The organism is Candidatus Pelagibacter sp. HIMB1495 (assembly GCF_052047955.1).
Taxonomy (GTDB): Bacteria; Pseudomonadota; Alphaproteobacteria; order Pelagibacterales; family Pelagibacteraceae; genus Pelagibacter.
The window spans coordinates 189,244-205,328 of record NZ_JBNAIQ010000001.1; the positions used below are offsets into that span (position 1 = coordinate 189,244).

17 protein-coding genes are annotated in these 16,085 nt (G+C 28.9%); 12 read left to right on the forward strand and 5 right to left on the reverse strand.

Going from position 1 to position 16,085, the window contains the following annotated elements; translation table 11 throughout:
• Positions 1-6 precede the first annotated feature (6 nt).
• From ACTTAW_RS00975 to ACTTAW_RS01000, 6 genes are all read left to right on the forward strand, one after another.
• Entirely contained in the window at positions 7-660 is a 654-nt protein-coding gene (locus ACTTAW_RS00975; protein WP_440650739.1) for a nucleotide exchange factor GrpE, read from the forward strand.
• A 63-nt stretch (positions 661-723) separates the two neighbouring features.
• A complete protein-coding gene (gene dnaK, locus ACTTAW_RS00980) occupies positions 724-2,649 on the forward strand; it encodes a molecular chaperone DnaK (RefSeq protein WP_440650740.1) in 1,926 nt (641 codons plus the stop codon).
• Between the two features lie 29 nt (positions 2,650-2,678).
• Positions 2,679-3,806, forward strand: a complete 1,128-nt coding sequence (gene dnaJ, locus ACTTAW_RS00985) for a molecular chaperone DnaJ (RefSeq protein WP_440650742.1) — start codon at positions 2,679-2,681, stop codon at positions 3,804-3,806.
• Positions 3,807-3,976: 170 nt separating this feature from the next.
• Positions 3,977-4,753 (forward strand): 4-hydroxy-tetrahydrodipicolinate reductase, encoded by a 777-nt coding sequence (gene dapB / locus ACTTAW_RS00990; RefSeq protein WP_440650744.1) that lies wholly within the window; start codon positions 3,977-3,979, stop codon positions 4,751-4,753.
• Positions 4,753-5,406 (forward strand): endonuclease III, encoded by a 654-nt coding sequence (gene nth, locus ACTTAW_RS00995; RefSeq protein ID WP_440650746.1) that lies wholly within the window; start codon positions 4,753-4,755, stop codon positions 5,404-5,406. Before dapB ends, nth begins: the two co-directional genes overlap by 1 nt.
• Before the next feature lies 1 nt (position 5,407).
• Positions 5,408-6,337, forward strand: coding sequence for an adenosine kinase (locus ACTTAW_RS01000; RefSeq protein WP_440650747.1), 930 nt, complete (start codon positions 5,408-5,410; stop codon positions 6,335-6,337).
• 102 nt (positions 6,338-6,439) lie between these two features.
• Here the strand turns inward: ACTTAW_RS01000 and ACTTAW_RS01005 are convergent, their stop codons facing one another.
• On the reverse strand, positions 6,440-6,964 hold the full coding sequence (locus ACTTAW_RS01005; protein ID WP_440650749.1) for a winged helix-turn-helix domain-containing protein: 525 nt from the start codon (positions 6,962-6,964) through the stop codon (positions 6,440-6,442).
• Positions 6,965-7,014: 50 nt separating this feature from the next.
• Here ACTTAW_RS01005 and ACTTAW_RS01010 point away from each other — a divergent pair, with 50 nt between their 5' ends.
• Positions 7,015-7,509, forward strand: a complete 495-nt coding sequence (locus ACTTAW_RS01010) for a L,D-transpeptidase family protein (RefSeq protein WP_440650751.1) — start codon at positions 7,015-7,017, stop codon at positions 7,507-7,509.
• Here ACTTAW_RS01010 and ACTTAW_RS01015 read toward each other — a convergent pair.
• On the reverse strand, positions 7,506-8,165 hold the full coding sequence (locus tag ACTTAW_RS01015; RefSeq protein ID WP_440650753.1) for a YggS family pyridoxal phosphate-dependent enzyme: 660 nt from the start codon (positions 8,163-8,165) through the stop codon (positions 7,506-7,508). The genes ACTTAW_RS01010 and ACTTAW_RS01015 overlap by 4 nt on opposite strands.
• A 6-nt stretch (positions 8,166-8,171) precedes the next feature.
• On the opposite strand from ACTTAW_RS01015, the gene ACTTAW_RS01020 reads away from it, so the two are divergent.
• Positions 8,172-8,684 carry a thiamine phosphate synthase gene (locus ACTTAW_RS01020; RefSeq protein WP_440650754.1) on the forward strand — a complete coding sequence of 171 codons (513 nt, stop codon included), beginning with the start codon at positions 8,172-8,174 and terminating at the stop codon, positions 8,682-8,684.
• 49 nt (positions 8,685-8,733) lie between these two features.
• On the opposite strand, the gene ACTTAW_RS01025 is transcribed toward ACTTAW_RS01020, so the two are convergent.
• Entirely contained in the window at positions 8,734-9,690 is a 957-nt protein-coding gene (locus ACTTAW_RS01025) for a porin (RefSeq protein WP_440650756.1), read from the reverse strand.
• A gap of 209 nt (positions 9,691-9,899) precedes the next feature.
• On the opposite strand from ACTTAW_RS01025, the gene ACTTAW_RS01030 reads away from it, so the two are divergent.
• Genes ACTTAW_RS01030 through holA form a run of 4 tightly spaced genes read left to right on the forward strand, consistent with a single transcriptional unit; the run spans position 9,900 to position 14,450 of the window.
• Positions 9,900-10,466 carry a DUF3576 domain-containing protein gene (locus ACTTAW_RS01030; protein WP_440650758.1) on the forward strand — a complete coding sequence of 189 codons (567 nt, stop codon included), beginning with the start codon at positions 9,900-9,902 and terminating at the stop codon, positions 10,464-10,466.
• An 11-nt stretch (positions 10,467-10,477) separates the two neighbouring features.
• Positions 10,478-13,012 (forward strand): leucine--tRNA ligase, encoded by a 2,535-nt coding sequence (leuS, locus tag ACTTAW_RS01035; RefSeq protein WP_440650760.1) that lies wholly within the window; start codon positions 10,478-10,480, stop codon positions 13,010-13,012.
• Between the two features lie 3 nt (positions 13,013-13,015).
• Positions 13,016-13,471 (forward strand): hypothetical protein, encoded by a 456-nt coding sequence (locus tag ACTTAW_RS01040; RefSeq protein WP_440650761.1) that lies wholly within the window; start codon positions 13,016-13,018, stop codon positions 13,469-13,471.
• Positions 13,461-14,450 carry a DNA polymerase III subunit delta gene (holA, locus tag ACTTAW_RS01045; protein ID WP_440650763.1) on the forward strand — a complete coding sequence of 330 codons (990 nt, stop codon included), beginning with the start codon at positions 13,461-13,463 and terminating at the stop codon, positions 14,448-14,450. Before ACTTAW_RS01040 ends, holA begins: the two co-directional genes overlap by 11 nt.
• Here the strand turns inward: holA and ACTTAW_RS01050 are convergent.
• Both ACTTAW_RS01050 and ACTTAW_RS01055 read right to left on the reverse strand, forming a co-directional pair.
• A complete protein-coding gene (locus ACTTAW_RS01050) occupies positions 14,440-15,282 on the reverse strand; it encodes a ParB/RepB/Spo0J family partition protein (protein WP_440650765.1) in 843 nt (280 codons plus the stop codon). The two genes, holA and ACTTAW_RS01050, sit on opposite strands and share 11 nt — an antisense overlap.
• A complete protein-coding gene (locus tag ACTTAW_RS01055; RefSeq protein WP_440650767.1) occupies positions 15,282-16,076 on the reverse strand; it encodes a ParA family protein in 795 nt (264 codons plus the stop codon). The genes ACTTAW_RS01050 and ACTTAW_RS01055 overlap by 1 nt, the downstream gene beginning before the upstream one ends.
• Positions 16,077-16,085: the final 9 nt, after the last annotated feature.

A 16,085-nucleotide genomic window follows, 5' to 3' on the forward strand; every position in this document is an offset into this window, starting at 1 on the left:
GAGCTTATGGAAAAAGAAGAAAACCAAAACAATACTCCAGAAGACGAAAATAAGAATTTAGAAAAAGAAACAGAAAAACCTGAGGAAAGCTCAGCAGGTGAAAATAAACAAGAAACACCTCAGGAAATCAAAGAAGAGATTAAAGAATCAACTCCAGAGGAAAAAATTTCTGAACTTGAAGATAAACTGGCACGAACTTTTGCTGAAATGGAAAATCAAAGAAGAAGGTTTGAAAAAGAAAAAGAGGATGCCTTTGAGTATGGAGGTTCTAGCTTTGCTAAAGAGGCATTAAATTTAATTGATAACTTAGATCGTTCAAAACATGTTTTAGAAAGCGATGACAAGTTAAAAGAAACAGACGCTTTAAAGAAGATACTCGAGCATTTAGAAATAATAAAGAAAGATTTAATTTCTATTTTTGAAAAAAACAATATTAAACCAATTGATTGTATTAACAAAAAACTAGATCCTAACTTTCATCAAGCAATGATGGAGATTGAAGATGACACTAAAGAAGCTGGAACAATTGTTCAAGAAATTCAAAAAGGCTTCACTATTAAAGATAGACTTTTAAGACCTTCATTAGTTGGTGTCTCAAAAAAAATTACCAAAAAAGATGAAAAAAATGAACAAAATCATGAAAATTCAGGAGATAAATAATTATGAGATCAACTTGTAGTTTTAAATTTAAACCCTATATGACGAAAGAGAGACAATAATATTATGAGCAAAATAATTGGAATAGATTTAGGAACAACCAACTCTTGTGTTGCAGTAATGGAAGGAACACAAGCTAAAGTTTTAGAAAATGCAGAAGGTGCAAGAACGACACCTTCAGTAGTTGCATTTACTGATGAAAATGAAAAATTAATAGGTCAACCTGCTAAAAGACAGGCAGTAACAAATCCTGAAAACACAATTTTTGCAGTTAAAAGATTAATCGGAAGAAATTTTGATGATCCAACAGTAAAAAAAGATGTTGAAGCTGCACCATTTAAGATAGTTAACTCTGAAAAAGGAGATGCTTGGATTGAAGCTAAAGGAGAAAAGTATTCTCCCTCACAAATCTCTGCATTCATATTACAAAAAATGAAGGAGACAGCTGAAAAATATTTAGGATCAGAAGTAACAAAAGCTGTAATTACCGTACCAGCATATTTTAACGATGCACAAAGACAGGCAACAAAAGATGCAGGTAAAATTGCAGGACTAGAAGTTTTGAGGATTATCAATGAACCAACTGCTGCATCGCTAGCTTATGGTTTAGATAAAAAACAAAATAAAAAAATTGCTGTATACGATCTAGGTGGAGGAACATTTGATGTTTCTATACTTGAGTTGGGTGATGGAGTATTTGAAGTAAAATCAACTAATGGTGATACCTTTTTAGGCGGTGAAGATTTTGATAATGCTATTGTTGATTATTTAATTTCTGAGTTTAAGAAAGATAATGGTATTGATCTTAAATCAGATAAACTTGCTTTACAAAGATTAAAAGAGGCCGCTGAAAAAGCAAAAATAGAATTATCATCTGCAGAACAAACAGACATAAACCTACCATTTATAACTGCAGATAAAACTGGTCCAAAACACATTAATTTAAAGATGACTAGAGCAAAACTTGAGGCTTTAGTTGAAGACTTAATTGCTAGAACAATGCCTCCATGTCAGACTGCTTTAAAAGATGCAGGAATTACCGCAAGTGAGATAGATGAAGTGGTTATGGTTGGTGGTATGACTAGAATGCCAAAAGTTATAGCAGAAGTTAAAAACTTTTTTGGAAAAGACCCTAATAAGAGTGTAAACCCTGATGAAGTAGTTGCAATGGGTGCTGCTATTCAAGCAGGTGTGTTACAAGGCGATGTTAAAGATGTTCTTTTATTAGATGTAACACCATTATCATTAGGTATTGAGACGCTTGGTGGAGTTTCAACAAAACTAATTGATAAAAACACAACAATTCCAACTAAAAAAAGTCAAGTCTTCTCAACTGCTGAAGATAATCAGCCAGCTGTTTCTATTAGAGTTTTACAAGGTGAAAGAGAGATGGCTACTGATAACAAGTTATTAGGTAATTTTGAGTTAGTGGGTATTGCGCCAGCTCCAAGAGGTGTTCCTCAAATTGAAGTTACATTTGATATTGACGCTAACGGTATCGTAAATGTTTCAGCAAAAGACAAAGGGACTGGTAAAGAGCAGAAGATACAAATTCAAGCTTCTGGTGGATTAAGTGACGAAGAAATTGAAAAGATGGTTAAAGACGCTGAAGCTAATAAAGAAGCTGACAAAAAGAAAAGGGAGTCTGTTGATGTTAGAAACCAAGCGGACACTTTAATTCACTCAACAGAAAAGAACTTAAAAGAGCATGGATCAAAAATTTCAGATGCAGAGAAAAAAGCGATTGAAGATGCATCATCTGCTGTAAAAGAAGCTCTAAAAAGTGAAGATATTGAAGATATCAAGAAAAAAACAGAAGGTTTAGTTCAAGCTTCAATGAAACTTGGGGAAGCAATCTATAAATCACAACAAGGTGCTAAGCCAGAATCAGGTAAAGATGATGGTGGAGATGATAAAGGTAAAAAAGACGAGAATGTTGTTGATGCTGATTTCGAAGAAGTAAAAGACGAGAATAAAGAAAAAAGCGCATAAACTGACATTTAATTGTCTGGGGTAATTTGATGGCTAAACGAGACTATTATGATGTCCTAGGCGTTAACAAAAGCGCAAGTCCTGATGAACTAAAATCTGCCTATAGAAAACTAGCAGTTAAATATCATCCGGACAAAAATCCTGGTGATTCAAAGGCTGAAGAAAAATTTAAAGAGGCTAGTGAAGCTTACGGAATACTTTCAGACAAAGAAAAAAAACAAAACTACGACAACTTTGGACATGCTGCTTTTGAAAATGGAGGTGGTAGACCAGGTGGAGGTTTTGGTGGTTTCAGTGGAGCTGATTTTTCAGATATTTTTGAGGATTTCTTTGGGGATTTTGGAGGTGGAGGAAGATCAAGAAATAGAAAATCAAATAATAGAGGTTCAGATTTAAGATATGATTTATCAATTTCATTAGAAGAAGCTTATCATGGGAAAAAACAAGATATAAAATTTGCAACTACTGAACAATGTGGAACTTGCAAAGGTAATGGTTCAGAACCAGGCTATTCTCCAGACAGGTGTTCTTATTGTGGAGGAAATGGAAGAATAAGATCTAACCAAGGTTTCTTTACTGTTCAACAAACATGTCCTCAATGTAATGGTAATGGTGAAGAAATCACTAATCCATGCAATGATTGTAATGGTCAGGGCAAAAAACAAGCATCTAAAAAAATATCTGTGACTATTCCTAAAGGAGTAGATGATGGAACAAGAATAAGACTAGCGGGGAAAGGTGAGGCTGGAAGCAGAGGTGGTGCTACAGGTGATTTATATTTATTTATCAATGTTCATTCTCATGAACTATTTAAAAGATCGGATGAAAATTTATTTTTTGAATTTCCTATATCCCTTGCTGATGCAGCTCTTGGAACTACCATTGAAATACCAACAATTGATGGTGGTAGAGCAAAAATAAAAATTCCAGATGGAACTCAAAATGGCAAACAATTTAGGTTAAAAGGCAAAGGAATGCCATTTATGAGAAGAGGTGATTTTGGTGATCTATATGTTCAGGTAAAAACAGAAGTGCCTGTATATTTGAATAAAAAACAAAAAGAATTACTGGAACAATTTAGAGAAATCGAAAACGACAAATCAAATCCAAGCATTAAAAAATTTTTTCAAAAAGCAAAAGATTTTTGGAAGAATTAATTTATGGGATTAGAAGAAATAATTCCATCAATAGCTTTAATATTAATACTGGTTCTAATTTTACCCAATTTCATAAATTCAAATTTAAAGAAAAAAGTATTTTTTAAAAATTTAATTATTTGGGCTGTTATTGTAATTATTCTTGTGATACTTCTATATTTTATCACTTAATGAAAAAAATTAATTTAGCTATTTCAGGATGTATGGGACGGATGGGTCAACAGCTCATAAAATCCTCAAAAAAAAATAAAAATTTTAAATTAGTTACGCTAACAGAAAATAGATTAATAAATAAAAAATTTAATGGAATTAAACCTGAATTAAATTCTGATTTAGCATTTAAAAAAACTGATGTAATTATTGATTTCACGGTACCTAAGTGTACGCTTGAAATACTTAAAATAGCCTCAAAACTAAGAAAAAAAGTAGTAATTGGTACCACTGGATTTACTAGAGCCCAAGAAAATCAAATTAAAAAATATTCAAAAAAAATACCAATTTTAAAAGCTGGTAATATGAGCTTAGGTGTAAATTTATTGATGTATTTAACTGAGATTGCCTCAAAATCACTTAATGATGAATACTTAAGTAAAATATTTGAAGTACACCACAAACATAAAAAGGACTATCCATCGGGTACTGCTTTAATGCTAGGTAAAGGAATAGCAGATGGAAAAAATAAAAATTTATATAATTTAATTGGTAATAAGTTCTTGAATAAAAAAACCTTCCCTTATGGAAAAAAAATCAATTTTAACTCAATTAGAAAAGGTGAAATTATTGGTGAACATGAAGTAAAATTCTCAAGTGGGAAAGAAATAATTACTTTAAACCATGAGGCTTTTGATAGAGCGCTTTACTCAGATGGAGCTTTAACTGCATCTAAATGGTTAATAAAGAAAAAACCAGGATTATATTCGATGAGAGATTTGCTTAACTTTTCATAATGGATGAAAAACAAAAAGCAAAAATAATTATTAAGACTTTAAATAAAATTTATCCTAAGGCACCTGTTCCCCTAAAAAGCAAAAATACGTTTACGTTATTAATTTCAGTACTTCTGTCTGCCCAATGTACTGATGTAAATGTTAATAATGTAACAAAAGATATTTATCCAAAATACTATAGGCCAGAACATTTTGTAAAATTAGGGAGAAAAAAAATTGAAAAATTAATTAAAAAAATTGGAATTTTTAGAGTTAAAGCCAAAAGTATTTACTTAATGTCAAAACAAGTATTAGAAAAACACAGAGGTAAAGTACCCAAAACTTTTGAAGAACTTGAAAAACTGCCTGGTGTAGGACATAAAACAGCAAGTGTTGTGATGTCCCAAGGTTTTGGATACCCAGCTTTTGCTGTTGATACTCATATTCACAGACTTGCGCAGCGCTGGGGTTTAACAAATGGAAAAAATGTAATTCAAACTGAAAAGGATTTAAAAAGAATATTTCCTAAAAAAACGTGGTCTAAGCTTCATCTCCAAATAATTTTTTATGGGAGAGAACACTGTAAAGCCAGAGATTGTTATGGGTTAAGTTGTAAAATATGCACTACTTGCTACCCAAAAAGAAAAAAACCTGTTATTACAAAAAAGGCTTAATATGAAAATTTTAGGAATAGGAAACGCTATCGTGGATGTCATTTGTAAAGTTGATGACAATTTTATTGATCAAAACAACCTTACAAAAAGCACCATGAAATTGTTCTTTGATGAAAATGAATTCAAAAGTTTACTAAAAAATCTTAAAATTGAAAAAACAGTATCTGGAGGATCAGTTGCAAATTCAATAGTTGGTATTTCTCAACTTGGAGATGAGACTGGTTTTATAGGAAAAATTTCAGATGATGAGTTTGGTAGTAATTATGAACATGGATTAAAAAGAGAAAATGTAGAATATTTTTATTCAAAAAAGAGAGAAGAATTACCAACAGGAACATGCTTAATCCTTGTAACTCCAGATTCAGAAAGAACAATGTGTACTTTCCTGGGTATAGCGGGAAAAATTAATGAAAATGATGTGAGCTCTGATGCTATTAAAAAAAGTGAAATAATATTTTTGGAAGGTTATTTGTGGGATGAAGGAGAACCCAAAAAGGCATTTGATAAAGCTATAAATAATGCAAATAAAGTCGCTATGTCTCTTTCAGATCTATTTTGTGTGAATAGACACAAACCTCATTTTTTAAACTTAGTTAAAAACAAACTCGATATAACTTTTGCTAACGAACAAGAAATTACCTCATTAATTGACGCAAAAAATTTTGGAGAAGTTATAAATTTTTCAAAAAAACTTAATAGATTGGTTGTTATAACCAGAGGTGAAAATGGTGCAGTTGCAATTAAAGGAGATGAAGTTGTTGAAAATGGTATAGAAAAAAATTTAAAAATAGCTGATCTTACAGGCGCAGGCGATCTTTTTGCAGCAGGGTTTTTACATGGATATATAAACAAGCTATCAACAAAAGAATGCCTCGAAAAAGGTACAGAAATGTCATCAAAAGTAATACAACAAATTGGGGCAAGGCTTTAGATTTAACTTTTCTTTCTTTTAAAACTCCCTTTACCTTTTTTAGGCTTTATTGTTTTTGGTTTGTACTTTTTAGAAAACAAGTTTTTAGCAATAAGGTTTTTTTTAGTTAATTTGATAACCATTTTTTTTACTGATTATAAATTCTTTATCATCAAAGGTGTTTAAAATTTTTTTTCTTAATCTATATATGTGAGTCTCAACAGTATGAGTTTCTATATCAGATTGATAACTCCATACTTTTTCTTGTAACTCATCAATGCTAACTGGTTTACTTGATTTAGATAAAAATATAATCGTGTTAATTTCTTTTTCAGTTAATTTGAGCTTGATATTTTTTGCTGACATTTCTCTTGAATTTAAATCTATCATATAATTGTTTAATTTAACTTTGGATTGATTTTTGAATTGTACTTTTAAAAATTCAATATTTATTTTTTCTACAAATTTTAAAATATTGACAGGTGTACCATTTAAAACAAATTGATGTCCAATATTTGAATATTCTCTATCTGTTATAATCAAATAATTATTAAGATTTTTAATTGTATCCTTTAAAATATTTACATTATCTACTGGTAAAATGTTAAAATTTAAATCTAACTCAATTTCTTCAAGGATATGATACAATTGTGAAAATTTATATATTATTAAATTCTGAGCTATCACAAATATAGAATATGACAATTTTAGTTAAAAATAAACATACTCTTCAAATAGATAAATTTATATTTAACTGTTGTATAGGAAAAAAAGGATCAACAAAAAATAAGAAAGAGGGAGATAAAAAAACTCCAAAAGGTACCTTTAAAGTTGAAAACCTTTATTTCAGAAAGGACCGTTTAACAAAACCATTAACTTCATTAAAATGTATTGAGATTAAAAAAAATATGGGTTGGTGTAATGATATTCGTTACCCCAATAAATATAATAAACTTATTAAAATTGAAAAAAAAATTAGACATGAAAAATTACTAAGAAGAGATAGTAAATATGATTTACTAATACCAATTAAATACAACTATAAAAAACCTATTATTGGGCTAGGAAGTTGTATTTTTATTCACTTAACAAAAGATTTCAATCCTACAGCTGGATGTGTTGCTTTAAAAAAAAAGGATTTTTTAATAATACTTAAAATAATTAAAAAAAATTCTAATATTAAAATTTTTTAATTTCTATGGCCAAAGATACTAGATCCAACTCTAACAAATGTCGCAAAATGTTTAGCCGCAACAAGATAATCTGAAGACATACCCATACTCAAATCTTCAAAGCCAAATGATCTATTAAGTCTATTCATCTCTTCAAAATAATTATTAGGATCAACATTTGCTGGAGGAATACACATTAAACCAATTAAATCTAATCCAATTTCTTTAGAGTAGGAAACCAGTTGATTTGCCTCTGCTTTGTTAACACCCGATTTTTGATCTTCATCACCTATGTTTATCTGTAAAAAAACTTTGACTTTTTTGTTTATTTTATTTTGTTCATCAGCAATTCTTTTAGCAAGTTTTGGGCTGTCAACAGAATGGATATAATCAAATATCCTTATTGCATGTTTCACTTTATTAGTCTGTAATTTTCCAATCATGTGCAATTTAATATGTCTATTATTTTTTTTGATAGCAGTCCATTTTTCACTTGCTTCCTGAACTTTATTTTCCCCAAAATCAATATGTCCATATTCTATAAGTGGTAAAATTTTATCAATTTTAAAAGTTTTCGATACTGCTATAATTTTAGGATTATTGTTAATATTAAATCTATTGAGATAAACTTTAATATTATTATCAATATCTAATAAATTTTTTAATGTGTTATGCATAAAGATATGAAATATTACTTCATAAATAAATTTGAAACAAACAATATTGATAAACTAGAAAAACAAACAACTATTATCTATAGAAATTATTCATCAGAAACAGCAGATGAAAAACTTATTTTAAAAATTAAAAAATACTGTAAAAAAAAAGGTTTAAAATTTTATTTATCTAACGATATTCGACTTGCAATAAAACTTAATTTAGATGGTGCATACATTCCATCATTTAATATAAACACGAAACATTTATCCTATTCACTTAAAAAAAATTTTAAAGTTATTGGTTCTGCTCACAATTTAAAAGAAATTAGAAATAAAGAAAAACAAAAAGTTGATAAAATTTTCTTATCATCTTTATTTAAAAAAAATAAAAATTATCTAGGAATAAATAAATTTAAACTTCTTTCACAACTTACGAGAAAAGAGGTTGTTGTACTTGGTGGTATATCTAAAAAAAATCTAAAAAAACTTAAAATTTTAAATCAATCTAGTTTTGCTGGTATATCTTTTTTTGAATAAAAAAAGGCCCCTATGAAGAGGCCTTTTCTTAAATTAATTTGACTAATTATTAGAATGCAAATGCTGCACCTAAGAACCAGTAATCAACATCTGCGTTACTGTTTGTTGAATGGTCAACATTCTCAGCCTCTTCAACACTCGCTGAAAGTGTCATACCACCAGCTGTGTATGAAGCAGAAACTGCTGTGTACTCAGCATCAGTGTTTGATCCACCTTTTTCAATTGTCTCAGTTCCATAACTTACTGAAAGCTCATCAGACACTGTGTAAGAAATCTTATAAGATGAAACTTCTTGATCACTTGTAGATGTTCCTACATCATAATCACTGTTTGATGCAGCAGCAGTAACTGGACCGTATGCGTAAGATAATTTCCATACTGTTTGATCACCAGAAGTTCCAGTAGTACCAGTATCCTTATCTGTCATTGCATACTGAGCTGTTAAACCTTCAATACCAGTATATGAAATTCCATATCCTAGTTCTGAAGCAGCACCAGTACCTTGTGGTTTATATGAAGCTGTTAACTCAACACCATCCATAACTGATGGTAGAGTATAAAACGCTGAGTTATCACCAGTACCCGTGTCACTTACAGCTACACCAGTAACTTGGCTGTTAACTGCACCATCGAATGCATCCCAAATATCACCAGCTGCTGTTCCGTCTATAGCAGTTGATGCTGAGCTTCCGCCCTCACCTGAGAATTTTAAAGTTCCCATTCCTTCGCTTGAGATAGTGATTGAGTGACCATCAAATGGTAAAGTGTCATCTCCTTGGTCAATTGTGAATGATAAAGAAACATTCATACCATTATCTAATTCACCACCACCTGAAAAAGTGATTTGGTTACCCATTGAGAAAGTTGCACCTCTGTTATGATCTTCAGAGCTGTAACCACCAATTCCGATTGAAGCTGCACCAGACACTGTTAACTCACCAGCGTTAGCTGATACAGAAACAAGTGAAGCTGCTAGAGCTGTCAAACCTATTTTTTTAATGTTCATATTAATTACTCCTTTTAATTATTGTTATTATTAATAATAAACAGCTTATTTATAATGCTTAGAGAGATTATTTGCTTAATTATCTAATTTTTATAAATAAAATTTACAAAGTGTTGTATTTTTGCATCATATATGTTGTTATTTTATGTAATTATTAGCTATTTTAGTGATTTGTAGTAGATATAGCCTAAAAAAATTATGATATGTAAATGATAAAAAAATTACTAATATTTTCTTTTATAATCCCACTTTTTCTTATTTCATGTAAAGGACCAGATGGAAAATTTAAACTACCAGGTGGTGATGCTCGAAAATTCCCTGATGATCCAAAGAAAAGAGTGGAACAAAACATAAGAGAAGGAAGAGGATTTAGAATAAACGATGCATTAAAAAGTAAAGGTGGTGTTTTTGATTTTGCTAGCTCCAATGAATTATGGAAAGCATCATTAGACGTAATTGATTTTATGCCTCTTTCATCTGTAAATTATAGTGGCGGTATAATTATAACAGATTGGTATTCTGAAAAAAATACACCTAACAAAAGTATTAAAATTTCAATAAGATTTTTAACAAATGAAATAAGATCTGATGCTCTTCAAATTAAGATATTTAGTAAAGAATGTATTGATTCACAAACTAACTGTAATTTTTCAAATTTAGATGGAAATTTGAATAATGAAATTAAAAAAGAAATACTAAAAAAAGCAGCAATTTACAAAAAACAAAAACAAGAAAAAAGTCCAGATAGCGATTATGTTTATCCATCAATAGATTAGAGATTTTAAAAGTGGAAAGATACAATTTTAAGTCTGTAGAGGACAAATGGCAAAAGATTTGGGGGAAAGAAAAAACTTTCTCTGTAAAAATTGATAAAAATAAAAAAAAATTTTATTGCCTTGAAATGTTCCCGTATCCATCAGGAAAAATACACATGGGTCATGTAAGAAATTACACTATAGGAGATGTTTTAGCTCGCTACAAAACTCTTCAAGGATTTAATGTATTACATCCAATGGGGTGGGACTCTTTTGGAATGCCGGCCGAAAATGCTGCAAAACAAAATAAACTAGATCCAAAAGATTGGACTGAAAAAAATATTGAAAAGATGAAATCACAGTTAAAAAAACTTGGTTTATCTATAGACTGGGATAGAGAAATTTCTACCTGCTCTGAAGCATACTATAAACACCAGCAAAAATTTTTTTTAGAATTACTTGATAAAAAATTAGTTTATAGAAAAGAAAATTACGTCAATTGGGATCCGGTTGACAAAACCGTATTGGCTAATGAACAAGTAATTGATGGGAAAGGTTGGAGATCAGGCGCAGTTGTACAAAGAAAAAAACTCAATCAATGGTTCTTCAATATATCAAAATTTTCACAAGATTTATTAGATGGAATCAAGATGCTTGATCATTGGCCCAATAAAGTAAAAATAATGCAAAAAAATTGGATAGGAAAATCTTTTGGATGTGAAGTAAATTTTACAATAGAGGGAAATCTTCCAGTTAACAAAATTAAATGTTTTACGACAAGGCCTGATACCCTTTTTGGGTTATCTTTTTTAGCTTTGTCTGCTGATCATGAAGTTTCAAAATTTTATGAAAATGATATTAATTTTAAAAAATTTAAAGATGAATGCTCTAAAACTGGAACAACTGAAGAGGCAATAGCTGTAGGCGAAAAAATTGGATTTAAAACAAATTTAATAGCAACAAACCCTTTAAATCCAACTCAAAAAGTACCAGTATACTTTGCAAATTTTGTCTTAATGGATTATGGATTTGGAGCAATTTTTGGTTGTCCAGCACATGATCAAAGAGATTTTGATTTTGCAAAAAAATATAATCTTGAAATTAATACCGTTGTGAGACCGCATGATCAAAATGATAATTTTAAAGTAGTTAATGAGGCATATACTAAAGAAGGTGTTATAGTTAATTCAAAATTTTTAGATGGATTAAAGGCGCCTGATGAGTCAATTTTAAAAGCAATTGACATTCTTGAGAAAAAAAATTTAGGAACAAAAAAAATTAATTTCAGATTAAAAGATTGGGGTGTATCAAGACAAAGATACTGGGGTTGTCCAATCCCTGTTGCTTATGATGAAAATGGAAATGTACACAAAATTCCAAACTCCATGTTGCCCGTAAAACTTCCGGAAAATATTAATTTAAATGTAAAAGGAAATCCTTTAGATCATGTTGATGAATGGAAAAAAATAGAGATTGATGGAAAAAAACTTACAAGAGAAACCGACACATTAGACACATTCGTTTGCTCATCTTGGTATTTTTTGAGATTTTGCTCTCCGAATGAATATGACTATGGATTTAATGAAGAAGATATAAAATACTGGATGCCAGTAGACCAATATATTGGAGGTGTAGAACATGCTATATTGCATCTGCTTTATTCAAGATTTTTTATGAGAGCAATATCTACAAATAATGATAAAATTGAAATCTCAGAACCCTTCAAAGGACTATTCACTCAAGGGATGGTATGTCACGAAACCTACAAAGATCCTGAAGGTAATTGGGTAAGTCCAGAAGAAATTGAGACTGTTAATGGTATAAAACTTTTAAAATCTGATAAATCAAAAGAAATAGAAGTTGGTCCTATTGAATCCATGTCAAAATCAAAAAAAAATACAATTGATCCAGAAGGAATTATTTCAAATTATGGAGCAGACGCTGCTAGATTATTTATTTTATCTGATAGTCCTCCAGAAAAAGATGTGCAATGGTCTGAGGAAGGAATCGTTTCTTCATTTAAATTTATACAAAAGTTGTGGAATTTAAATTTAGAAATAATAAAAAAAATTAATAATAATAATATTAAAGATGATGATAATGAAATTACAAAATATACAAACAAATTTTTAAATAATGTAACAGACAATTTAGAAAATTTCAGTTACAATAAAATTATTGCAAATTTACATGAAATGTATGCTTTCATGACAAAAGAGATTCAAAAAAATCATAGAAAGGAAACATTGATTGAAAATTATTATAAGATTTTAATAGCAATGCAGCCAATTATACCTCATTTTTCGAGTGAATGCTTAGAAGCAATAAAAATAAAAAATTTAGAATGGCCTAAAATTGATAAAGAAATAATCAAAGATAAATTAGCCAAAATAGTAATACAAGTGAACGGGAAAAAAAGAGGTTTAATCAATATAGAACACAACAAAAAAGAAAATGAAATAATTAAAGTTATCGAAACAAATGAGAAAATTTCAAAATATATTTTAAATAAAGAAATAAAAAGAATAATTCATATTAAGAATAAATTACTAAATATAATAATTTAAGTTGTGAAAAAAATTTTTTTATTAATTTTAATTATAATTACTTATAGCTGTGGATTTACATCCGTATATAAAAATTATGATGGTGAAAATATTTTTATCAAAATAAAAAATATTGATGGAGACAGAGAAATTAATAATTACATTAAAAATCAAATAAAAATTGCCTCTTCATTAGAAAGTGAAAATATTTATGATTTATCCATAAATACAATTTATAAAAAAAATATTGTCACAAAAGATGTGACTGGTAAAGCAACTGATTATAAACTTACGTTAGATGTAATAGTCACTGTTCATTCAAAAAATAATCAAATTCTTAAATTTACAGAAGAGTTCAATACTAAAAAAAGAGAAGATTATTTTGAAGAAAAAAATTATGAAAGAGAAATTAAGAGAAATTTTTCAGAATCTATAAAGGATAAAATAATTTTAAATTTGTTGAAAAATAATGATAATTAAATCTTTCGAAACAAAAAAAATCAATATTAATAAAAATAATATAATTTTAATGTACGGAAAAAATGAGGGCTTCAAAAAAGAGATAATAAAAAATTTAATTCTAAATGTAGAAGATATTTCGTCATATGAAGAAAAGGAAATTATTGAAAGTCCCAATATTTTTTTTGATAGTATTTTAAATAAATCTTTATTTACTAACCAAAAATTAATTATAATTAAAAGAGCAACAGATAAAATTCTTAAAATTTTAGAAAAAATTTTTGACTCAGAAATTCAGGATATAATAATAATCAATGCAGATAATCTTGATAAGAAATCTAAGCTAAGATCTATATTTGAAAAAGATAAAAAATTAGTATGCATACCTTTTTATCCTGATAACCACCAAACTCTTTCAAAAATAGCTTCAGATTTTTTTAAAAAAAGAAACATTTCAATATCACAATCAAATATTAATCAAATTATTGATAAAAGTGCAGAACAAAGAGAAAATTTATTAAACGAACTAGAGAAAATTGAAACTTTTTCATTTGGTGGAAAGGTAATTTCAAATAATGTAATAGAAAATTTAATTAATTTAAGAGAAAATCATAGTATCTTGGAACTTGTAGATTTATGTTTAATTAAAAATAAATCTAAATTGATAAGAGTTTTAAATGAAAATATTTATTCAAACGAAGATTGTATAATTATTCTAAGAACCTTATTAAACAGATCCAAACAAATCCTTAGACTTTCCAAAGAATTTGAAAGAAATAACAATATAGATCTTACAATTTCCACTGCAAAACCTCCAATTTTTTGGAAAGAAAAAGAAAAAACAAAACAAATAATTCAAATATGGAAATCACAAAGTTTAAAAAAACTAATATATAAAATTAATAACGTAGAATTAATAGTTAAAAAAAGTTTATATAATTCATTAAATTTAGTTGTTAATTTTTTATTAGAACAATCTTCAGGAAAAACTAGTAGTTAGATTTAATTATATCTATAATTTTATTTAGTTGGTCTAGATCTTTATATTCAAAACTTATTTTACCTTTATTTCTTTTATTATTTTGTATATCAACATTTAAACCTATTTTATTTGAGATAGATAATTCAAGTGCGATAATATTTGTATCTTTAGATCTGTTAGATTTTTGTTTTATATTTTTAATAATTTTAACAAAGTTCTCTGCTTGCCTAACAGATAATCCTTTTTCAAGAATTTTTGATGCAACAAAACTGGCATTTTTAAGACCAACTAATATCTTTCCATGACCAGCAGTTAATTTTTGTGTTTCGATTAATTTAATTACATCATCCGGCAAAGTTAAGAGTCTTAAACAATTAGTAATATAACTTCTACTTTTCCCAATGAATTTTGAAACTTTTTCTTGATCATAAGAAAACTCATCTATTAATCTTTTGTAACCTTGAGCTTCTTCTAGAGGATTCAGATCATGTCTTTGGACATTTTCGACAATTGCAAATTCCAAAGATTTTAAATTATCGGCTTCTGTAATTACTACAGGGACATTATGTAAACCAGCTCTTTGTGCTGCGAGCCACCTTCTTTCCCCTGCTATTATTTCAAATTTTCCCCCATTATCAGTTGACCTCCTAACAATGATTGGTTGTATCATTCCCCTTTCTTTAATTGAATTTGTTAAATCAATTAAATTATTTTCATCAAATATTTTTCTTGGCTGATACTTGTTTGGAACAAGATCACTTATTTGCAATTGGTTTTTCTCTGGCTCTACTTTTGTTTCTCCGATCAATGATGATAAACCTCTTCCTAGACCCTTTTTAATTTTATCCATTAAGCAGCACTTCCTATTGTTGACTCTTGATTTATAAATTCATCTGTAAAACTAAAATATGACTTACTACCTGGGCATGATTTATCATAAATTAAAACTGGCATTCCATGCGAAGGTGCTTCTGATAATCTAACATTCCTAGGTATTACTGTTGAGTAAACTTTTTCACTAAAATAATCTCTTGCTTCTTTTTCAACTTGTGAAGATAACTTATTTCTCTTGTCATACATTGTTAAAAGTATACCTCTGATTTTTAATTCTGGGTTTAAACTTACTTTTATTCTTTCAATTGTCTTCATAAGCTGCGTTAGACCTTCAAGAGCAAAAAATTCTGTCTGTAAAGGAACCAGAAGCGACCCTGAGCAAACAAGGGCCATAACAGTTAACAGGCTAAGTGAGGGTGGGCAGTCTATCAGTATATAATCATAGGATCCTCTAGAATCATTTAAATAAGCGGCTAATTTACGCTTTAAAATAAAAGCTCTATTTGTATCATCAGCTGTTTCAACCTCTAGACCTGATAAGTCAACATTAGAAGTTACTAAATCCAAATTTTCAAACTGGGTTTTCTTGATTACTTGATTAATTTCTTTAGTTCCATTCAAAACACCATAGATTGTATCGCTTGAGTTTTCCATATTAGATAATCCAAGACCTGTAGTTGCATTTCCCTGAGGATCTAGGTCTATAACTAAAATTTTTTTATTATGTTGTGATAGTCCAGCTGCAAGATTTATTACTGTTGTAGTTTTTCCTACCCCACCCTTTTGATTTATGACTGAAATAATTTGCATTTAATTTTT